General features: G+C 59.5%; 23 protein-coding genes. All 23 read left to right on the forward strand.

The features are described 5' to 3' along the window. The first annotated feature begins 32 nt into the window (after window positions 1-32). The 23 genes from FYB76_RS02365 (at window position 33) to FYB76_RS02475 (ending at window position 20,760) form a co-directional block, all read left to right on the forward strand. Window positions 33-230, forward strand: coding sequence for a hypothetical protein (locus FYB76_RS02365; RefSeq protein WP_154132550.1), 198 nt, complete (start codon window positions 33-35; stop codon window positions 228-230). Next, entirely contained in the window at window positions 227-1,732 is a 1,506-nt protein-coding gene (locus FYB76_RS02370) for a hypothetical protein (protein WP_154132551.1), read from the forward strand. The genes FYB76_RS02365 and FYB76_RS02370 overlap by 4 nt, the downstream gene beginning before the upstream one ends. A 129-nt stretch (window positions 1,733-1,861) precedes the next feature. Beyond that, window positions 1,862-2,074, forward strand: a complete 213-nt coding sequence (locus tag FYB76_RS02375; protein ID WP_195724551.1) for an HNH endonuclease — start codon at window positions 1,862-1,864, stop codon at window positions 2,072-2,074. 106 nt (window positions 2,075-2,180) lie between these two features. Continuing rightward, a complete protein-coding gene (locus FYB76_RS02380; RefSeq protein ID WP_154132553.1) occupies window positions 2,181-2,633 on the forward strand; it encodes a terminase small subunit in 453 nt (150 codons plus the stop codon). After that, window positions 2,630-4,303, forward strand: coding sequence for a terminase large subunit (locus FYB76_RS02385; RefSeq protein ID WP_154132554.1), 1,674 nt, complete (start codon window positions 2,630-2,632; stop codon window positions 4,301-4,303). Before FYB76_RS02380 ends, FYB76_RS02385 begins: the two co-directional genes overlap by 4 nt. 7 nt (window positions 4,304-4,310) lie before the next feature. Beyond that, window positions 4,311-5,567, forward strand: coding sequence for a phage portal protein (locus FYB76_RS02390; protein ID WP_154132555.1), 1,257 nt, complete (start codon window positions 4,311-4,313; stop codon window positions 5,565-5,567). Then, window positions 5,545-6,390: a head maturation protease, ClpP-related gene (locus FYB76_RS02395; RefSeq protein ID WP_154132556.1), complete on the forward strand. Its 846-nt coding sequence runs from the start codon at window positions 5,545-5,547 to the stop codon at window positions 6,388-6,390. Before FYB76_RS02390 ends, FYB76_RS02395 begins: the two co-directional genes overlap by 23 nt. Then, window positions 6,387-7,631 (forward strand): phage major capsid protein, encoded by a 1,245-nt coding sequence (locus FYB76_RS02400; protein ID WP_154132557.1) that lies wholly within the window; start codon window positions 6,387-6,389, stop codon window positions 7,629-7,631. Before FYB76_RS02395 ends, FYB76_RS02400 begins: the two co-directional genes overlap by 4 nt. A 65-nt stretch (window positions 7,632-7,696) precedes the next feature. After that, window positions 7,697-7,972, forward strand: a complete 276-nt coding sequence (locus FYB76_RS02405) for a hypothetical protein (protein ID WP_154132558.1) — start codon at window positions 7,697-7,699, stop codon at window positions 7,970-7,972. Further along, the gene (locus tag FYB76_RS02410) at window positions 7,972-8,316 is read left to right on the forward strand and encodes a head-tail connector protein (protein WP_154132559.1); all 345 of its coding nucleotides are present in this window, start codon (window positions 7,972-7,974) and stop codon (window positions 8,314-8,316) included. The genes FYB76_RS02405 and FYB76_RS02410 overlap by 1 nt, the downstream gene beginning before the upstream one ends. A gap of 1 nt (window position 8,317) precedes the next feature. Then, window positions 8,318-8,644 carry a phage head closure protein gene (locus FYB76_RS02415; protein WP_154132560.1) on the forward strand — a complete coding sequence of 109 codons (327 nt, stop codon included), beginning with the start codon at window positions 8,318-8,320 and terminating at the stop codon, window positions 8,642-8,644. A 1-nt stretch (window position 8,645) separates the two neighbouring features. Next, window positions 8,646-9,113, forward strand: a complete 468-nt coding sequence (locus FYB76_RS02420) for an HK97 gp10 family phage protein (protein ID WP_195724552.1) — start codon at window positions 8,646-8,648, stop codon at window positions 9,111-9,113. Continuing rightward, complete coding sequence (locus FYB76_RS02425; protein ID WP_154132562.1) at window positions 9,110-9,451, forward strand: DUF3168 domain-containing protein; 342 nt, start codon at window positions 9,110-9,112, stop codon at window positions 9,449-9,451. The genes FYB76_RS02420 and FYB76_RS02425 overlap by 4 nt, the downstream gene beginning before the upstream one ends. Window positions 9,452-9,513: 62 nt before the next feature. Then, window positions 9,514-10,167, forward strand: a complete 654-nt coding sequence (locus FYB76_RS02430; protein ID WP_154132563.1) for a phage tail protein — start codon at window positions 9,514-9,516, stop codon at window positions 10,165-10,167. An 8-nt stretch (window positions 10,168-10,175) separates the two neighbouring features. Further along, entirely contained in the window at window positions 10,176-10,487 is a 312-nt protein-coding gene (locus FYB76_RS02435) for a phage tail assembly chaperone (RefSeq protein WP_154132564.1), read from the forward strand. Between the two features lie 62 nt (window positions 10,488-10,549). Continuing rightward, complete coding sequence (locus FYB76_RS27070; RefSeq protein ID WP_195724562.1) at window positions 10,550-10,798, forward strand: DUF1799 domain-containing protein; 249 nt, start codon at window positions 10,550-10,552, stop codon at window positions 10,796-10,798. A 39-nt stretch (window positions 10,799-10,837) separates the two neighbouring features. Continuing rightward, entirely contained in the window at window positions 10,838-14,362 is a 3,525-nt protein-coding gene (locus FYB76_RS02445) for a phage tail tape measure protein (protein WP_154132565.1), read from the forward strand. Beyond that, a complete protein-coding gene (locus tag FYB76_RS02450) occupies window positions 14,362-14,712 on the forward strand; it encodes a phage tail protein (RefSeq protein ID WP_154132566.1) in 351 nt (116 codons plus the stop codon). Before FYB76_RS02445 ends, FYB76_RS02450 begins: the two co-directional genes overlap by 1 nt. Then, window positions 14,709-15,410: a phage minor tail protein L gene (locus FYB76_RS02455; RefSeq protein ID WP_154132567.1), complete on the forward strand. Its 702-nt coding sequence runs from the start codon at window positions 14,709-14,711 to the stop codon at window positions 15,408-15,410. Before FYB76_RS02450 ends, FYB76_RS02455 begins: the two co-directional genes overlap by 4 nt. Further along, the gene (locus FYB76_RS02460; RefSeq protein ID WP_154132626.1) at window positions 15,410-16,153 is read left to right on the forward strand and encodes a C40 family peptidase; all 744 of its coding nucleotides are present in this window, start codon (window positions 15,410-15,412) and stop codon (window positions 16,151-16,153) included. Before FYB76_RS02455 ends, FYB76_RS02460 begins: the two co-directional genes overlap by 1 nt. A gap of 40 nt (window positions 16,154-16,193) precedes the next feature. Further along, the gene (locus FYB76_RS02465) at window positions 16,194-16,796 is read left to right on the forward strand and encodes a tail assembly protein (protein WP_154132568.1); all 603 of its coding nucleotides are present in this window, start codon (window positions 16,194-16,196) and stop codon (window positions 16,794-16,796) included. Next, window positions 16,793-19,978, forward strand: coding sequence for a host specificity protein J (locus tag FYB76_RS02470; RefSeq protein WP_154132569.1), 3,186 nt, complete (start codon window positions 16,793-16,795; stop codon window positions 19,976-19,978). Before FYB76_RS02465 ends, FYB76_RS02470 begins: the two co-directional genes overlap by 4 nt. A gap of 8 nt (window positions 19,979-19,986) precedes the next feature. Further along, the gene (locus FYB76_RS02475) at window positions 19,987-20,760 is read left to right on the forward strand and encodes a hypothetical protein (RefSeq protein WP_154132570.1); all 774 of its coding nucleotides are present in this window, start codon (window positions 19,987-19,989) and stop codon (window positions 20,758-20,760) included. The last annotated feature ends 4 nt before the right edge of the window (window positions 20,761-20,764 follow it).

Raw genomic sequence — 20,764 nt, forward strand, 5'->3', positions numbered from 1 at the left:
TGGAAGTGGGTTTTTTTATGCCGGGTGCAAAGATGATCGTCAATATGGGTTTGGATAGTCCGTTGGGTTTGTCGGACACCTGGACGGAATGGTGCGACGTTGAGATCACGAAGGATTCGAGTGATCGGCCGGTCAATATCAAGGCCACACGCCAGGATGGGAAGGTTTTCATCAAGACCATCACCTATGTTTCCGGTAAAACCACGATCTCCAAATGGAGCGCGCAATGAGCGTCCTGTCTTCGGTCATTAACTTACCGACTCGTTATGCTCCGGTACCGGCGATGCCTGTGGCCAAGTTGAGACATGTTGGAACGCATTGCCGCTACCCAAACGTCTTGGGAGCGGTGCGGGAGTGGTTCGGTTTCTCGGTGCACTATGCGCCCGTCGATATCCCCTGGTTCCTCTTAGGGTGGACGAACTATTGGGGCTACAACGAGACGGCGAATACCGGTTCTCTCCAGATCACAACGGGTTTGGAATATCCGCTGAATCGCGACGATCTCCAGATCGTGGAGTATAGGGGGGCGCATGTGGGCACTGGTGTCGGTGGAGCCGATATCTTCTCCGATGGCATGCGGCCGGATACAGTGATCAGGGCGGGTACCTGGTATGGTCTCTGGCATTTTCACGCCAATCCGAACGCGGGTATTCCATTTAATTATGGCGGACCACAGCCCTGGGCGAACAACGCCGCCAATGGACTTTCGATCATCACTGGCACCGTCGGTAATGTGATCAATCATCTGATGTTTACCGCTACAGCAGTGGAGCGACGGGCGCTTGTCAATACCGATGCAACATCGAATCAGCACATCACGCCAATGTGCATTCTGACTGATTCGGATGTCCGCTCGTTCGGGCTGCTGACCGACTCTCGTGGTGCGGGTATGGCCTCTGCCTCGCCGTATAACTTCGATTACGTGTCCGATGCGTCATTGTTGCAGTGTGCTGCTGAAAGGGTATTCGGCCCCCTCGGCCCGTGGATGAACTTGGGTGCTGTGTCGGACGGTGCTGGTAATTTCATCGGCGGCTACGGTGGTCGGCGACACAACTTCCTGCGCTTTGTCACGGATGTGTTTAATGGATACGGAACAAACGACTTCTCGGGCGCTGCCGACTCTGCCTCGTTGATCGCGCTGGACGCGAAGGTCAAAAGCCTTTCCAACATCCGTGGGAAGAAGTTTTGGGGTGGAACAATTCCGCCGCGCACCACAAGCACTGACGAGAGTACCACTTTGGCAAATCAGACGGTGACCGCCGCAGATCAAAGACGCCGCGACCTCAATGCGTATCGACTGAGCCAGCCTGCGATCTATGATGGAGGTGTGCTTGACTTCGCATCGGTCGTAGAAGACCCGGTGACTCATGTCTGGAAAGCAAATGGCATTCAAACCACTGGTGCCATCAACTCCGGCAGCAATGTCTTCACCGCGACGGCGGCAGTATTTCTGCCAGCTCATACGGGGAAGACGATTTATATCGCGGGCGCAGGCGCCTCTGCAGCTGCGCTGGTGGCAAGAATGGTCTATGTGAGTCCGACCATTGTGAATCTGGTCAACGCGATTACAGGGGCTGCCGTGAATGCTGGCACCAGCGTGGCTGCGGCAACCACCTATGTGAATTGCCGGGAGTGGAGTGCTGACCGTATCCATGAGACACAGTTCGCGTGCCAGCAGTACGCGGCCCAGTTGGGTCCTGCCGCTGCAGCGATGGCAGCAGCCACTGCTTAGTCGCGTAGGAGGAATGAGGTGGCAAAGCTGACTATGCTGAAGCCGCGTTTGCTTCCAACATCTACTAGTCGTGTTGCGATACGGCAAGCATCCGCATACTCTACACCTCGCATTCGAGGACGGCAGTGGATGAAGATGAAGACTGATGCGTTGGTTGCATCGGATCACTGGTGCGTGGCTTGTTTGGCTGAAGGCAGGCAGACCATAGCAGTAGAGGTCGATCACAAGGATCCCTTGTGGCGAGGCGGCTCCAACGAACAGAGCAACCTGCAGGGCCTTTGCAAGGATCACCACGATGAAAAGACGGCGCGTGAGGCTGCTGAACGCGCCAGGGGAGGATGATCCGGAGGCGATGCCTACCGGGGGTGTCGAAAGTTGACGGATTGAAACTTCGGAAACCGCATGCCTTCCCACGCGCAGAAAAAATCCCCTTTTAGGAGTTTTGTTAATGGCATTAACAGCTAAAAAGAAGCTGTTTGCCGATGCGGTGATGCGCGGGAAGTCCAACAGGGACGCGGCTATCGAGGCCGGTTACAGTGCCGCGACTGCCTCGGCAGCAGGATCGCGACTTGTTAAAGACCCCGCCGTCGCTGAATATCTGAAAAAGTGCCGAGAGGCATCAAAGCCGCCGGGCGGGGAGGTCGCGAGCAGCCCCTTCGATATCAGCCGCGCATTGCAATACAGCGATCCGCGTTCGTTCTTGTTGGCAACAATGAATGACCCGCTGACTGAGGACAAGCTGCGCGTCGATGCGGCTAAGGCGCTGCTGCCGTTCATGCACAAAAAGCTGGGCGAGGGCGGCAAGAAGGATGCTCGGGACGAGGAAGCCAAGAAGGTGGCCAGCCGTTTCCCGACCGCCGCGCCTCCTCGCCTGGCAGCGTCCGGCGGTAAGAAGCTATGAAGTGGTCTACTGCGGTACCTGACTGGGAGGAGCGGATCGTCCAAGGGAAGTCGATCATCCCGCCGCCGATTTTCCGTGACCAAGCCGAGCATGCGCTGTCGATTTTCAAGCAGTTGCGCGTGGTGGACATCCCCGGCAAGCCGACCTTCGGTGAGTGCAGTGAGCAATGGGTGTTCGACTACGTCTCCGCCATCTTCGGTGCCTATGACGCCGACACTGGCCAGCAGCTTATTCGTGAATTTTATTTGCTGATCAGCAAGAAGAACACGAAGTCCACCATCGCGGCGGGGATCATGCTGACAGCGGTCTTGCTATGCTGGCGGGAGGAGGAAGAACACCTGATTCTGGCGCCGACTAAGGAAGTCGCCGATAACAGTTTCAAGCCGGCAGCGGGCATGATCCGTGCCGATGATGAGCTATCGGCCATGTTCCATATTCAGGATCACATCCGGACCATCACCCATCGGGTGTCCCGAGCATCGCTGAAAGTGGTGGCGGCCGATACGGATACCGTGTCGGGGAAGAAGTCCGGACGCATCCTGGTGGACGAGCACTGGCTGTTTGGCAAGCGAGCCAATGCAGAAGCCATGTTCATGGAGGCGCTGGGCGGCCAGGTCTCTCGCGACGAAGGGTGGGTGATTTTCCTGACCACGCAAAGCGATGAGCCGCCGGCCGGCGTCTACCTGGAGAAGCTTAACTACTTCCGCAATGTGCGGGACGGGGTGATCCATGATCCTAAATCTCTGGGCGTGCTGTATGAATTCCCGCCAGCGATGATCAGGAGCAAGGCCTATCTTGATCCGGCCAATTTTTACATCACGAACCCGAATATCGGGCGCTCAGTAAATGCCGAGTGGCTGCTTGACCAGTTGAACAAGGTCAAGGGCAAGCTGGACGGGGCTCTGCAGAAATTCCTGGCGAAGCACCTGAATGTAGAAATTGGATTGTCCCTGCGGTCGGATCGGTGGGCCGGCGCGGACCAATGGGAACGCCAAGCCAAGCGCCCAGGCTTGAAACTTAGGGATTTACTGGAAGAGTGCGAGGTGATCGATGTCGGCGCTGACGGCGGCGGCAATGACGACTGGCTCGGGCTTGCGGCCGCTGGGCGTCATAAGGAAACCCGTGAATGGTTGCTCTGGACGCATGCCTGGGTGAATCCTCCAGCTCTTGAGTTGCGTAAATCCGAAGTCCCGGCCTGGCTGGACTATGCAGCCCAGGGCGAGTTGACGATATGTGATTCGGTCGGCCCCGACGTGATCGAGATGGCAGAAATGGTTGCATCCATCGAGCAAGCCGGTCTCCTGGACAAGGTCGGGGTCGATCCTGGCGGTATGGGCGGCATTCTGGATGCGCTGATCGAGGCCGGTGTACCGCAAGACAAGATCGTGGGTATTTCTCAGGGCTGGAAACTTGGCGGTGCAATCAAGACCACCGAGCGCAAGCTGGCGGAGGGCGTGCTGGTGCATGGCGGGCAGAAGATGATGAATTACTGCGTCAGCAATGCCAAGGTTGAGCCCAAAGGAAACGCCATTCTGATCACCAAGCAAGCCTCTGGTACCGCGAAGATCGACCCATTGATGGCTACCTTCAACGCAATTTCCTTGCTGTCGCTGAACCCGGCGCCGGCAATCAACACAATCTACGAGCGGCGCGGCATTCGCTACGCGTAAGGAATCCATGGATCTGTTCAAAATTTTTCGCTCGGCGAGTTCGAGCGGGGGAGCAGTGCGCCCACGCGCCGAAGATCCAGCGGGCGGCCTGGTCTTCAACGGGCTGAATGATCCAGCATTTCTGGAGTATGTGAGGGGCGCGCAGGGGGCCGGCGGGCCCGGCGCATTGAAGGCATTACGCAACATGGCGGTGCTTCGCTGCGTGACGCTGATTTCCGAAGCCATCGGCATGCTGCCGTTCAATCTGATGTACAGCGATCCGGGCAAGGGCAACGCGACAGATCACCCGGCCTTCCGCCTCCTCAAGTATCGCCCGAACAGCTGGCAGACGCCGCTGGAATTCAAGCGGCTGATGGAGTTTCACTTGATGTTCAAGGGCAATGCTTATGCCCGCGTCATCAAGTCTGGTACGCGGCCGGTGGCATTGATTCCGATGCATCCGGATCGCGTAGAGCCGCAGCTCTCGAACACATGGGAAATGACCTATGTCTTCACGCGGCCAGACGGCCAGCGCGTCGTCCTCCCCGCTAATGAGGTCTTCCATCTGCGCGACCTCAGCGAGGATGGTATCAAGGGGCAGTCTCGCGTTCGCCTCGCGGGCGGCGCCATCGATCTGGCCTTGAAGGCCGAGCAGGCTGCATCCCGGACCTTCGAATCGGGCGTCATGGCCGGCGGCGCCCTGGAATTCCAGCATGAACTGTCGGACCGGGCTTACGAGCGGATCAAGGACTCCCTTCGCGACGAGCATACCGGTGCCGAAAACGCCGGGAAATTCTTGATCCTGGAAGGCGGTGGCAAGGCCAGCAAGTTCTCCAATACAGCTGATGAGGCCCAGCATATCGAGAACCGCGGCATGCAGATCGAGGAGGTCGCCCGTGCCTTCGGTGTGCCGCGTCCCCTGATGATGATGGATGACACTGCTTGGGGCAGCGGCATCGAGCAGCTGGCCATCTTTTTCGTGCAATACGCGCTGGCTTTCCGGTTCACGAACTGGGAGCAGTCGGCTGCACGCGTTCTGTTGACCGAGTCCGAACTCGACCAGCTGCAGTTCAAATTCAATGCCCGCGCATTGCTGCGCGGCACGCTGGAAGCGCAGGCGGACTTCTTCGCCAAGGCGCTTGGATCTGGTGGGCAGGCTCCCTTTATGACGCAAAACGAGGTGAGAAAGCTCAGCGATCTTCCCGAGTCGGACGAGCCGCAAGCCAATTCACTGAAGAACCAAATGTCAAAGGCACCCAACAATGAGCCACCTAAAGCTACCTGAAATCAAGGCCGACCACCGGCTGAGCGGCGAATTTGAAATGCCGGAGGATGCGCTGGAGCGCTGGAATCCCGAAATCCGCGCAGCGAAGGAGGATGCCGATACGTCGATCTCCGTCTATGGTGCCATCGGTGACACCTGGGACGGAAACGGCGTGACCGCTCGCCGCATCTCGGCAGCGCTGCGCGCTATCGGCGAGCGCGACGTTACGGTCAATGTGAATTCGCCGGGCGGCGACTTCTTCGAGGGTGTCGCTATTTACAACCTGCTGCGCGAGCACAAGGCCAAGGTTACCGTGAATGTCCTGGGCTTGGCCGCCTCCGCCGGCTCCATCATTGCCATGGCCGGTGATGAGATCCGGATGGGTGAGGGGACTCACCTGATGATCCATAACGCCTGGGCAGTTGTGGTCGGTAATCGCCACGATCTGGCCGATTCGGCCGATGTCATGGCGACGTTCGACGCCTCCATGGCGAGCCTGTACGCCGCTCGCACCGGTCTTTCGTCGGAGACCGTGGCGGACATGATGGACAAGGAAACCTGGCTGACCCCGGCAGACGCGATCCGGGACGGGTTTGCCACCGGCATGCTCTCGGCCGCCGATATCAAGTCCGATCCGAAGGCCAATAGTCAGCAGCGCGCCAAGGCGCTCATCGATGTGGCCATGGCGAAGGCTGGCCATTCCCGCTCGGTTCGCAAGGACGTGTTCAAGAGTCTGTTTTCCGGCACGCCTGGCGCTGCCGACCCACCGGCCACGCCCAGCGCTGGCACCAATGAAATCGCAGCGCTGCTGCAATCCACTATCCAAACTCTGAAAGGTCAATGATGCAACAATCGAACATCATCACCCGTCGTCGCGGCATCATGGGCGTGCGCGCTGATACCGGCTCCCTGCCGCCCGAGCTGCGCCAGTCCGTGGAGGCCATGAACAAGGCTTTCTCGGACTTCAAGGCCGAGCACACCAAGCAGCTGGACGACATCCGTAAGGGCCTGCCGTCCGCTGACCAGACCGCCAAGGTCGAAAAGATCGGTGCCTTCATGGACGAGCTGCAGAAGCAAATTGCAGACGCCCATACCAAGATCGCCGCCTCCCAGATGAACGGCGGCGAGAAGAAGCTGCGCGACGCGGAATATACCGGCGCCTTCCAGTCCCACATGCGTTCGGGCGACGTGCAGGCTGCGCTCAGCAAGGGCTCGGCGGAAGACGGAGGCTACACCACGCCCGTCGAATGGGATCGCACCATCACCGACAAGCTGGTTCTCATCTCCCCCATCCGGGCCATCGCCTCGGTGATGTCGACCTCCAAGGCCGGTTTCAGCAAGCTGTTCAACGTGCACGGCACCGGCAGTGGCTGGGTCGGTGAGACGGACGCCCGCCCGGAAACCAACAGCTCGAAGCTGAAGTCCCTGACCTTCTCGCATGGCGAGATCTATGCCAATCCTTCGGCCACCCAGCAACTCCTCGACGATTCCGAGATCGATATCGAGAAGTGGCTGGCTTCCGAAGTCGAAACCGAGTTCGCGAAGCAGGAAGGTGCAGCCTTCGTCTCGGGCGACGGAAACAAGAAGCCGATGGGCCTGCTGACCTACGTGACCGGCGGTGCCAATGCTACCGTTCACCCGATGGGCCCCATTGCCCTGGTCAACAGCGGCGCGGCCGCCACCTTGACTTCCGACGGCATCCTTGACCTGATCTATTGCCTGCCCTCGGCGTTCGCTGGCAATGCGCAGTTCATCATGAACCGCAACACCCAGGGCGCCGTCCGCAAGTTGAAGGACGGCCAGGGCAACTACCTGTGGCAGCCCTCCTACGTTGCTGGTCAGCCGGCGACCTTGAACGGCTACCCGCTGATCGAGGTTCCGGATATGCCCAACGTGGCCGCCAATGCGGTGCCGATCATGTTCGGTGACTTCAAGCAGGGCTACCAGATCATCGACCGCATCGGCATCCGCGTCCTGCGCGATCCGTACACCAACAAGCCCTACGTGCAGTTCTACACCACCAAGCGCGTGGGCGGCGGCCTGCTCAACCCCGAGCCGCTGAAGGCCCTGAAGGTTTCGGCTTAATCTGCGCTGGGTCAATCTGAGGGGGAGGGCGCGGGTCGTGCTCTTCCCCTTCCTAGGAGAAATGTATGAGTTTGCGAGTTTTTGCAAAGGCGTTCGAAGGTGTGCGCGAGGGCGAGATCTATCCGGCGCAGTTCTCGAAGGGCGATGAGTGCCCGCCTGAGCTGGTGGCCGGCGCACTTGCGCTCGGCGCGCTGGAGCGTTCCATCGACGAAATGACCGTCCTCCAGTTGAAGGCGGCGCTGGATGATCTGAAGATCACCTATGCCCAGAACGCCAAGAAGGAAGAGCTGGTCGAGCAGTTGAAGGCGGCCGAGCAATCGAAGGCGGCAGAGGCGAACTGATGGGCCTGGTCAGCAGGGACATTGCGCTCCAGCACTGCAAGGCAGATCCGGGCACCGAAGATGAGCTGATGGATATTTATCTGGCTGCAGCAGAGCAGGCGGCTGCGGATTATCTCAATCGGCAAATCTTCGCGGACCAGGCTGCGCTTGATGCTGCGGCGGCGGCCGGCACCGGTGGCGTCGAGCCCATCGTGGTGGATGCTGCCATCAAGGCCGCGATCTTGCTGACCTGCGGGCATTTGTACGCCAATCGGGAGGATGTGGTGATTGGCGCGAGCGCAGTGGCTCTTCCCAACGGAGCGCAAGCCCTGCTGCGCCCGAAGCGTAACAACATGGGACCATAGCATGCGCGCCGGTCAACTGAATCGCCTCATTTCTCTGCAAAGAAAAGTTGAGGCAAAAAATGATGACGGAGACCTTTCCAGGTCCTGGAGTGAGGTTGCAAAGCCGTGGGCGCGAAAAGTCGACCTTGCTGGTCGTGAGCTTGAATCGGCCATGTCCATCAGCCAGGAAATATCAGTCAAGTTCCTGGTGCGCTATCGCACGGATGTTGAGCAAGGCATGCGGATTGTGCTGGCCAGTGAGTCTTATCACGTGATAGCAGCGCTGGATAAGCGGGGTGATCGCGACGAATTGCAGATCTATTGCTCCAAAGGTCTGCGCGATGGCTAGGATGGAGGTCGATGGCTTTGATGAGGTAATTCGCCTACTCGAAGGCCTTCCAGAGAAGGTCGGATCCGACGCGCTGCGATCAGCTGCGAACGCTGGGGCCTCGATTATTAAGGCTGAGATTATTGCTCGCGCCCCTCGGAAGCGCGGAATTCTCGCTGATAACATTTATCAGAAACACATCGAGGAAGTCTCCTCAGTGACATCGCAGACCTACCACGTGTCTTGGCGCAAAAAGGGTAAGGATGATGTGCCGTTCTACGGGGTATGGGTGGAATACGGCCATTGGTATATCCCGCGCAAGCCAGATGGAATCACTTGGAAGAAGCATCGCGCCGACTCCAAGCCGATCTTCGTCGCGGCTCATCCTTTCTTGCGTCCAGGCTATGAGGCAAAGAAGGACGCCGCGCTCACGGCGATGCAAGATAAATTGAAGGAGCGTGTAGCCGAGGCGCTGAGGGGAGGGACATGATCGAAAAGTTGGTTATGGATCTGCTATCCGAATTGGTTGGCAGCCGCGTCTATTTTGATCACGCGCCCGACAAAGTTGAGCGACCCTATATCGTTCTGCTCCAAGTTGGTGGGGATCCAGTTGAGTTCTTAGATGGACCTTCTTCCATGGATCTGGTCCGCTTGCAAATTGACGTTTATGCAGAAACGCGCACATCTGCAAACGAGCTAATGTCACAGGTGCGGACCCGCTTGCGTCCATTGCAGGCCTCCGCTATCGGTGCTCCAGTCAGTTTATACGAGAGCGCAGTAGCGCTTTATCGGCGCAGCTGTGATTTCCGAATCTTGGCGGCGGCTTAGTTCCGCATCAAATCTACTAACAGGCCCCATTTTTGGGGCCATTTTTTTTGAAAGGGGACACCATGTCCTATACCTTGCCGGACGGTTCCAAACTCTCCATTGCCGCGACTTTCGGTCCCGTTGTGGCCATGACCGCGCTGTCCAACGCCCAGGAGGCCGTTGGCACAGTCGCAGCTGGTGCTGCCCTGGCGGCCGGTGACATCGTTGTCGTCACCGCGCCGGGCTGGCTGAAACTCAATCAGCGTGTTGCTCGCATCAAGAACTTCAACGCAGGCGCCGTCACGCTGGAAGGCGTCGATACCTCCAGCACCGACAAATTCCCTGCAGGGAGTGGCATCGGCAGCCTGCAAAAGGTGCTGACCTGGCAGCAAATCCCGCAGGTGACTGCGTTCGAGTCGTCGGGCGGTGATCAGAACTTCGCCACCGTCGAGTTCCTGGACGATGACCAGCAGCGCCAGGTCCCCACCACCAAGTCGCCACAGACCCTGTCGATCACGGCAGCGGACGATCCGACCTCGCCCCATGGTGATGTACTGTCGGCGGCTGATGAAGCCCGCGCCATTCGTCCGCTGCAGCTGGCCTTGCCCAGCGGTCCGAAGATCTTCTACAACGGCTACGTGTCGTATAACGCGACCCCGACGCTGACCAAGGGCAACATCATGACCACCAAGGCGTCCTTGGCCCTGGTGTCCCGTCCCACTCGCTACCAGACCTAAGGTGATGCATGCTCAAACTGCAACCTAATCCGACGTTCATCCTGCCCGTGGATGTTCCGGTGGCCGGCGAGCTACAGCCGACCAAAATCAAGGTGACCGTCCGCTACCACAAGCCCGACGAATTGACCGCTCTGCTGCAAAAGGATCCGAAAATGACCATCGGCGAATTCGTGCAGACCAATGTCGTCGGCTGGGATGGTGTCGAGGGAACTTTCAGTGAAGACCGACTGCGTGAGCTGCTGAGCAGCTACCACGGGCTGGACCTGGTGATCCACAAGGCCTACTTCAACGAAGTGTACAAGGCCGCCCAGGGAAACTGATCGCCGCTGCGGAGTTCCTCTATACCCCGGAGCCGGACGCCGCACAGCTCGCAGCCCTGGGGCTGACTCCGGAGGATCTCGGCGACAGATCTTCCTTCGATATCTTTCCCGAGAACTACACGTCTGTCGAAGTCTTCAACGCAATGCGCACGCAGTGGCGGACAGATATGGGGGTGCCGATTGGACTGGACTACTCGGCGCTCCCCTCTGTCATGCGCCTGTTTGGTGTTCCTGCTGTGCAGCGCAGGCGGGTGTTTGACGACGTGAGGGTAATGGAAAACGCAGCGATCAGCTTGATGCGTGAACAGTAACAGCCGCCCTCGGGCGGCGCTTCTTCAGGGCAATGTGATATGGCGAAATCAGGCGCGGGTGATCTGGCCGGCAGTGTAACGGTCGGGCTGACGGCCGAAATGGATCAGTTCAAAGCCGACATGCGGGAGGCTGGCCAGGCCGTCCGTGAGGTGCAAACTGAGGCGAGCTCGGCAGCGGCAAAGATCGTACCGGCGTTGAACCAGATCTCGGCGGCTGGTACGTCGGGTGCAACTGCGTTGAGCGCGGCACAGCAGCGCTACCTGGAGGGGCTGCAGCGCCAGGTAGCGGCAGCGCAAGGCGGTAAGGTTGCCTCACTGGAGCTCCGGGCGGCGCAGCTCGGCGTCTCGGAGGCAGCGGCGCCATTGCTGGCGACATTCCGCCAGCTTGAGGCGACGCAGCGGAAGAATGCCGAGGCAGCCAATGCCGCATCGGTCGCGGTCAAGGCCCAGGCCGAGAGCGAAGAGGATGCTGCAGCCCGTATCCGGGCGTCGGTGGCTGCATCCCTGGAGAAGACGGCCGCCCTCAACAAGGAAATCGAGGCATCGCGCGCTGCTGCAGCAGCAGCTCGGGAGGCAGGCGGCCGCAATGCTCCAGCCGGTACCGACCGGATCGACGCCTCTCTGCAGAATCGCGCCCTGCAGGAGACTGCAGACCGGGTCGCAGAGGTGAATCGGGCGCTCGGGTCTATTGGTCGCGGTGCGAGCAGCCAGAAGGAGCTGCAGGCCCAGACGGACAAGCTGGTAAGCCTATGGGGCCAAGGCAGGATCTCGGCCGAGCAGTACGCTGCAGCGGTTAAGCAGCTGGACTTGAGTGAAGCGCAGCTGAACAAGACCAGTACCGAGGCTGCAGCGAAGGCCGATGCATTCATCGCGCGCCTGAAGGATCAGGCCGCTACTGCCGGCAAGAGCGCCAAGGAGCTGCTGGAGTACCGCGCGGCGCAGCTTGGCGTGACCAGCCAGGCCGCGCCGCTGATCGAGCAGATCGAGAAAGCCGAAAAGGGCATGCACGGTTTCAGCCTCGCTACTAGCGGGAGCCGCCGTGAGCTGGGCGTCTTGGCGCGAGAAATTGCCAGCGGCAACTTCAGCGGCGCCAGCCGCTCGTTCTCGATCTTCGCCGAGCAGTCAGGCCTGATGCCGACACTGTTGTCTCCGGCAACGCTGGCGATTGGCGCCCTGGTTGCCGCTGTCGGTGGCCTGGCAGTGGCTTACCTGCAGGGGCATGCCGAAGAAAAGAAGTTCGCAGACGCGCTGGTGGTGACCGGGAACGCTGCCGGTACCACTGCCGCCAGCCTGCACGACATGTCCGTACAGGCCGCTGGAACGCTCGGCAGCTTGTCTGCGGCGAAAGAGGTGGTCCTGGAGCTGGCGAACAGCGGAAAGTACTCCGCCGAGCAGATTGGCCTGATCACCACTGTCGCGGTGGACATGCAGACGGCGACAGGCCGCGCCGTGAAAGATACGGTGCGCGAGTTTGAAGAGCTGGCCCGCTCGCCCGTCGAGGCTAGTGCGACGTTGAACGAGCAGTACCACTACCTCACGCAGTCGGTGTATGACCAGATCGCGGCATTGCAGCGGCAGGGCGACACTCAAGCAGCTATTGACCTGGCTGAGCGCACCTATGCAGATGCCATGGGGGCTCGTGCGCGCTCGATCAATGAGCATATCGGCACCATCGAGAGCGCATGGAAGCGCGCAAAAAATGCTGTGATGGGCTTCTGGGATACCGTGATGAACAACGGTCGTACCGACATGCTTGAGCACGACATCGCAGAGTATGAGAAGCGCCTGGCCACGCCGATGATCAAGTCGGATCGTGATGTGCTGCAGGCCCGCGTCGACGGGATGAAGAAGCAGCTGGCTATCCAGAAGGAACTCGCAGCTCAGCAGGAGGAGGCGGCGAAGAGCGGCGATGCTTCCATACAGGCCGCACGGTCGGTCGATCAGCTGACCGAATCTGTTGACAAGAGCATTCGCAAGCGGAACGAGCTGGCAAAGCTGTCGCAGAGTTTCACGGCCATGATGCGCGAGGCCAATCGTACGGGCGCAGCGAACGACCGTCTCGATGGAGTGATTTTCAGCGAATCAGGAAATCCGATATCGGGCGGCCTGTACGCCAAGTTGCAGAAGGACATCGAGGATAAGTACAAGGAAAAGGCACCATCCGGCGCCGATAACGCCCTGAACGCGCAGATCAAGGCCATTCAGGGTCAGATGCAGGAGGCAGAGCGGAATCTGCGTGCCACGCTGCAGAACAACAAGGCCACCTACGATGTCGGCCTGGTCAATACGCAGGAATATCTCCGCGCGGACTATGAGGCACGTCGTACCGCTCTGGATAAAGAGATGACGCTGGCGCAGCAGCAGGAAGCAATCGCTGGTCGAAAGAAGAACCTGAGTGCGCTGGAAGAGGCGAAGAATCAGCAGCGCAAGATCCGTGATGAGCAGTTGCAGAATGAGCAAAAATTCGTCAACGACACGCGATCTCTGGAAGAAAAGAATGCTCGTGACGTCCAGGCTTACGTCGAGTCCCTCAACGCGTCTTACAACACGCGAGCAGCTGCCATCCGCAATCTGGTCGACGGGGCCGGTCTGGGTGATGCAGCCCGTGATGAGCTCAATCGTCTCAACCAGGTGCAGCAGGAGTTTGATCGGGCGGCCGAGGCCTTGCGTAAGTCTCGGGAGAAGGGCGAAGCTCACGGCGGCCTTAATCAGGCGCAATACGACCAGGAGATGGCGGCACTGAAGGCAAACCTGGAAGCGCGGCAGCAGCTGGAACGCAGCTATTCCGAGGAGGCAAAAAAAGTCCAGCAGGATGGCTGGGTGGGCGCAAGCCGCTTCATGCAGAACTATGCTGATCAGGCAGCCAACGTTGCGAGTCAAGTCGAAAGCGTCTTCAGCGCCTCGGCGCGCGGCATGGAGGATGCCTGGGCGAATTTTGCTACCACGGGGAAGCTCAACTTCAGTGATCTAGCTAAGTCGGTGGTGGCGGATATCGCGCGGATGCAGGCCAGAGCAGCTATTTCGGGCCTCTTCAATTACTTGGTGCCTTTGGCTGCATCACTGTTCTCGCCAGGTGCTTCCGCCGCCCAGATTGGTGGTGCTGGCTCAGGACCGACTACTTTTGGCGTACAGCCGGGAAGTACTTTTGGTTCTCTTGGATCTGGATTTTCTGGTTTGACGATGAACGCCATGGGCGGCGTCTACAGCTCGCCAGGCTTGAGCGCCTACAGTGGTCAGGTGGTATCCAAACCGACCATGTTCGCTTTCGCGAAGGGTGCCGGCCTGATGGGCGAGGCCGGGCCGGAGGGTATCTTCCCGCTGAAGCGGGGACCGAACGGTGCTCTCGGTGTCCAAGCATTCGGAGGTGGCCACCCTATCAGCATCGCAGTGAGCGTCGAAATCAACAATGACGGTGCCTCGAAGACGTCCGTCTCTGGTGGAGATATGTCCGCGCAGGGCACCCAGCTTGCCGGAATGGTGGGTGAGGCCGTCAAGCTCGAGCTGCAGCGCCAGCGGTACTCAGGGGGCATCCTCTGGAAGATTGAAAATGGAGTGAGGGGCTGATGGAACCTGAAAAATTTACCTGGCGCGTAACAAGTGGAACAACCACTCAGCGGAAGTTCTCCGTTCTCGTGGCGACGTTCGGCGACGGGTACGAGCAGGTTGCTGCAAAGGGGATCAACAACGTGAGCGGGGCCTGGAATATCAGTATTACTGGCCTCGATGCCGACATCTCCGCAGTCGAGGACTTCCTCGACCGCCATGCCGGCGTGAGGGCGTTTTACTGGGATGCGCCTCGGAAGGGTCAGGTTCTGGTGCGGACGCCTCCAGGAGACCTTGCTTACAGTACTACCCCTGCGGGCGTCGGGATGTCTACGTTGACCACGACCTTCAAGCAGGTGATCACGCCATGAGGATCTATTCGGATATCCAGAAGCTCGAGCCTGGAGAGCGTGTCGATCTTTTCGAGCTCGATGCCAGGGTTATCGGCGCCGGGCAGCTTTTCTTCCATGGATACGCCCAGGTGGGGGCGATCTGGTGGCGCGGTGTCGAGTACGTGGCTTGGCCGATTGCTGCGGATGGATTCGCGATGAACGGTCAGGGTCAGCAGGCATCGCCCACGCTCACCGTTGGTGACGTCCAGGGCAGCATTGCATCCTTGTGTCTCGCCTTTGACGACCTGGTGGGAGCCAGGCTGATCCGTCGCACAACGTTGGGTCGCTTCCTTGATGCCGAGAACTTCCCAGGCGGGAACCCCTCTGCAGATCCTACGGAGCAGCTGCCCGAGCAGATTTGGTTGATCGAGCAGAGGACATCCGACGATGGGGCAGTCATCACCTTTCAGCTCTCCAGTCCACTGGACTTCAACGGCGTTCAGCTTCCTCGCCGGATGGTGGTGGCCAACAGCTGCTGGTGGCTTTCCTGTGGAGGTTATCGCGGCCCCTACTGCAACTACACCGGCTCGGCGAAGTTTGACCTGCAGGGCAATCCTGTATCGGATTCCAGTAAGGACAAGTGCGCGGGCACGCTCAGTGCCTGCAAACTTCGGTTCGGCGATGGGCAGCAATTGAACTTTGGAGGCTTTCCGGGCGCCGGATTGATCCGATCATGATGAATGAAAAGCTGCAATCGGAAATCGCAGAGCATGGCTGCGCTGCCTATCCACGCGAGGCCTGTGGCCTGATCATTGTTGAGCGGGGCAGGGAGCGGTACATCCCCTGTCGCAACGTGGCCGTGGGTGAGGAGTCGTTTGTTTTGCCTGCAGCGGACTATGCGGCCGCCGAGGAGCGCGGGGAGGTGGTGGCTGTCGTGCATACGCATCCTGACGTTCCGGCTGCTCCGAGCCAGGCCGACCGGGTTGCGTGTGAGGCGTCGGGGCTGCCCTGGTATATCGCGCGCGTGGATGGGCCTGTCGATGGGGCCGGACCCGTCGTCACCGAGTGGCAGTCGTGCAAGCCCTGCGGTTATGAGGCTCCGCTGGTCGGTCGCGAGTTCTCCCACGGTGTTCTGGACTGCTACACGTTGATCCGGGACTGGTACCGCCGGGAGCGTGGCATCGAATTGCCGGACTTTGCACGGCGCGACCGTTGGTGGTCCGATGGCTCTGCAGACGATCTCTATCTTGCCAACTATGGCGGCGCCGGCTTTGAGAGGCTGCCGGATGATGCTGAGCTGCGTGAGGGGGACGTCATCATCATGCAGATGCGTTCGGACAAGGCCAATCATGCCGGCGTCTATCTGGGAGACGGTAGGGTCCTGCATCACTTGTACGGCCGCCTGTCCTCCCGCGATGTCTATGGTGGGCAGATGCTCACGAATACGAGGGTGCGGGTGAGATACCGCAGCAAGCAATGACCAGGCCGCCTAATTGGGCGGCCTCTTTTTTTGGTGAGCTATGACACTTCGGAGAATTCGTCTGTACGGTCAGCTGGGCCGGCGCTTCGGCCGCGTCCATAGTCTGGCGGTCGGGAGCGTCGCTGAGGCAATTCGTGCCATGTGCATGGTGCTGCCGGGGTTCGAGCGTGAGCTGATGACTAGCCGCGATAGGGGCGTCGGCTACGCGATCTTCCTTGGGAAGCGCAACATCGGTGAGAGTGAACTTGCGCTTCCTCCTGGTGCCGAGGATATCCGGATCGCCCCGATCCTGACAGGCTCCAAGCAGGGTGGCATCTTCCAGATCGTCTTGGGCGCGGCGCTGATCGGCTTAGCCCTCTGGAACCCGGCCTTCCTCGGCTTAGGACAGGCCGGCCTGTGGTCGGTTGGCACGATTGGCGGCATGGGGATATCGATGGCGCTGGGCGGTGTGATCAGTCTGTTCGCACCACAGCCGGCAGGCCTGTCCTCCAAGGACAGCGTCGACAACGGTGCCTCTTACACCATGAATGGAGCTGTGAACACGGCGGCGCAAGGCAATTGCGTTCCGGTGGCGTTCGGCGGTCCGATGTGGGTCGGCAGTGCCGCCATCAGCGGTGGTATGTATGCGGAGGATCAACAATGAGTGCTGTGTCACTGCGCAGAGATCTGACTGGCTATGGCGGTGGCGGCAAGGGTGGAGGTGAGTCACAGAGCATCAATGAGGCATCGGATAGCCTGCATAGCCTCACCTCGGTCCGTCTGATCGATCTCATCGGATGCAAGGAGATCGAGGGCCTCGTCGACGGCGCCAGGTCTATCGCGTTGAACGAAACTCCTGTCCAGAACGCTGACGGCACCTACAACTTCTCGAACCTGACCATCGACTTCCGGCCTGGCACGCAGGATCAAGACTACATTCCCGGATTTCCTAGTGTCGAGAGTGAGCAGTCTGTGGGCGTGGAGCTGACATCAGCAACACCATGGTCGCGGGGCTTTTCCAATACCGACCTGTCCGCTGTTCGGATCCGGTTTTCGATTCCTGCGCTCAGCCAGACTGATACCTCCAACAACGCGATCAAGGGGTACCGGATCGAATACCGTGTAGAGGTCTCCACCGATGGCGGAAGCTTCGAGACGATGTTGTACGAGGCCTTCGATGGCAAGACGACGTCGACTTACGAGCGAAGCCGTCGGATCAATCTGAAGCGGGCCAGTATGGGGTGGGTTGTGCGCGTGGTGCGTGTTACACCGAATGCGAACACCTCGCTCATCTCCGACCGCGTCAATATCGTCTCGATCACCGAGGTGATTGATTCGAAGCTGCGCTACCCGAACTCGGCCTTGATTGGCCTGCAGGCTGATGCGCGCCAATTCACCAGCATCCCTTCGCGGGCCTACTTCATCAAGGGCCGTCGTATCCGGGTTCCGGACAACTACGATCCGGTCAGCCGGACATACTCGGGCGTCTGGCAGGGCCAGTTCAAGGTCGCTTGGACGAACAACCCGGCCTGGATCTTCTACGACCTGGCGCTCGATGATATGTACGGCCTCGGTCACCTCATTTCTCAAGATCAGGTCGACAAGTGGTCGATCTACCAGATCGGGCGCTACTGCGACGAATGGGTCTCTGACGGCCAGGGGCGGCTGGAGCCTCGATTTATCTGTGGCGTGTTTTTCCAGTCCCGTGCGGATGCGTACAAGGTCCTGCAGGACATGGCGAGCATCTTCCGGGGGATGGCGTTCTATGCCGGCGATGCGATCTATGCCTCGGCGGACATGCCGGTGGATCCGGCTTATGCCTACACGGCGGCCAATGTCATCGATGGCAAGTTCACGCGAGCCGGTAGTAGCCGCAAGTCACGCTACACCGTGGCGAACGTCAGCTGGAGCGACCAGGGCGACTATGGCCGGGCCAAGGTGGAATACGTCTCGGACGAAGAAGGCATCCGCCGATACGGTGTGCAGTCCACTGATGTGACCGCGTTCGGATGCATATCCCAATCGCAGGCGCATCGCGTGGGACGCTGGATTCTGCTCACGTCGAAGTTAGAAACCGAGAGCATCACCTTTCAGGTTGGTCTGGACGGCGCAGTGGCCCGCCCTGGCTCCATTGTCCGGATCGCAGATCCTCGGCGGATGGGGCGGCGCAATGGCGGGCGCATAAGGGCTGGTACGGGCAATTCGGTGACGTTGGATAAGGCGCCTGTGGTGCAGGTCGGGGATGCGCTTACCGTGATTCTGCCCAGCGCTGAGTCCGAAACACGGCCAGTCGTAGCGGTGGACGGTGACACGGTGACCGTCAATCCCCCCTGGAGCATGGAGCCCCAGGCAGAGTCGGTCTGGTCGGTCGATAACATTGACCTGGTTGCGCCTTTCTATCGAATCATCAACGTGGCGGAGAAGGGAGATCTCACATTCGAGATCTCGGCTGTGCAGCATGAGCCTGGGAAATACGCTTATATCGAAAGCGGCATCGCCATTGAGCCGAGGCCGACCACTGTTATCCCGATGCGATACCAGGCGCCGGTCTCCAAGGTCACCTTGAGCACCTACACAGTGTCCGAGCGGGGAGATAACGTCACAACGATGGTGATCACCTGGCCTGCGGCTGACCGCGCTGTGAGCTATCAGGTTGACTGGCGCCGGGATAGCGGCGAGTGGGTATCCCTGCCGCGTACCGAGTCGCTCAGTGTTGAGGTGGCAGGGATCTACTCGGGCGCCTACCAGGTTCGCGTGAAGGCATTCAACAGCATCGATGTCGGATCAGCGGTGGTGCTGAGCGCGGTCACCCAGCTGGAAGGCAATCTCGGGGCGCCGCCCGACGTGCCGTGGTTTTCGATCAATGGCGATGTCCTGTCATGGGGGGCAGTGCACGATGCGGAGCTGGCTGGATATCGTGTGCGGTACCACTACGGATCCAATCGCAGCTGGGGTGATGCAGCCGACCTTGTCAGTGGCATGGTACAGAGCAGTCCGTATCAGATCCTTTCTCGGCCACAGGGCGCGTTGACCCTGATGATCAAGGCCGAGAACAAGGCCGGACTCCAGTCTAATGCGCCAACCTACATCATGACCGAGATGGGGGACGCCTTGGTAGCCAATGTGGTGGAGGAGTTCGACTTCCACGGCGATGGGTATCCAGGGCAGATCTCCGGCGCAATCGTTGTTGATGGAGATCTGCGGGCCGAAGGGACACTGGCCTTCTGGGGGAATGACCTGGCGGACTATTGGCCGCTGGACGACGGCCGCCAGTTCTTTACCGATAACTACAAGCGCATGGTGTACGAGACAACGATCTTCACGCCGTCGGTGGTCGCGGCCGGATTGACGATGACATTAGATGTCGATTTCCAGGGCGGAGTGCGGACGATTGAGTATCGCTCCGGAGGTGGAGACCCTTACTTCGGGTCTGATGCCAATCCATTCTTTGGCGCAGATGATACGGAATTCTTCACGCCATTGCCAGGCTATCAGCCGTGGCCAGGTTCGTTATCGGCTCAGCTGATCCAGTATCAGCTTCGCTTCACGGTAGATACCGGGCCAGACCAGGGAGTGATCAGCGCCTGCAAGGCAGTCATCGACGTGCCGGATATCTATGAATCGTTCGATGACATCGTGGTGCCGCCTGCAGGTATTCGGTTGCCGATCGCAAAAAAGTACTTAGCGATCAAGAACGTGCAGCTCACGCTGCAGGCCGATGGTGGGACGGCGCTCAGTGCTCGGTACATCGATAAGAGTGTGACGCAAGGGCCGCTGGTGAAATGCTTCAACAGTGCGGGCGTTGCGGTGGCAGGGTCGCTGGACGCGCGAATTCAAGGTTACTAAGGGAAATCATGTTACTTCCAAGCAAAGAGCTTTTTAACGGTACGAAGACGCCGGTCACCACGACTGCGGAAATGCGTGTTGCGCTCGGCCAGCTGCGAGACTATCTTGCGGCGCTGCTGGGTGAGGATAGCGACAACAAGGCCGCTGCACGCAGTCTGCTGGGGGTTATCAATACCGTCATCCCTGCGGGCATGGCTGGTCTTTTCTTCTCAAAGGTTGCGCCCTCGGGCTGGCTCAAGGCCAATGGAGCAGCGGTCGTCAGCGATTCGTATGCTGACCTCACGGCAGCTGTCTATTGTGGCGATGCCGCCAATGCAACAGCTGCCTGGGGATATCGCTGCACGAACCCGGCAAATCCCTCGGGAAGCCGCAGCACGGTCGGTGCATATCTGGTTTTGCCGGACGCCCGAGGCGAATTTCTGCGCGGCTTCGATGACGGTCGAGGCATTGACGTGTCTCGAGTGCTGTGGGCTCTCCAGGCAGGCGCGTTGCTCAGTCACGCGCACGGTGTGTCGGATCCTGGTCACGCCCACTCGGTCTACGATCCTGGGCATGCCCACAGCTATGGCTCTCTTCCTCCGTTCACGCGGACCGGTGAAATGGCCGCTACTGGTTCAACTGGCTATATGGTCGGTTCGTCTGGATTCCAGAGCTATGGCACTGCAGGAGCTGGCACTGGCATAGGTATCTATGCGGCCCTGACAGGTATTTCCATTGGCGCAACTGGCGGAACCGAAAACTTGGTCCGCAACTTGGCCGCGCTTATCTGCATCAAATATTGAGGAT

The sequence above is a fragment of the Herbaspirillum sp. CAH-3 genome, assembly GCF_009668275.1.
In the GTDB taxonomy this organism is placed as follows: Bacteria; Pseudomonadota; Gammaproteobacteria; order Burkholderiales; family Burkholderiaceae_D; genus Herbaspirillum; species Herbaspirillum aquaticum.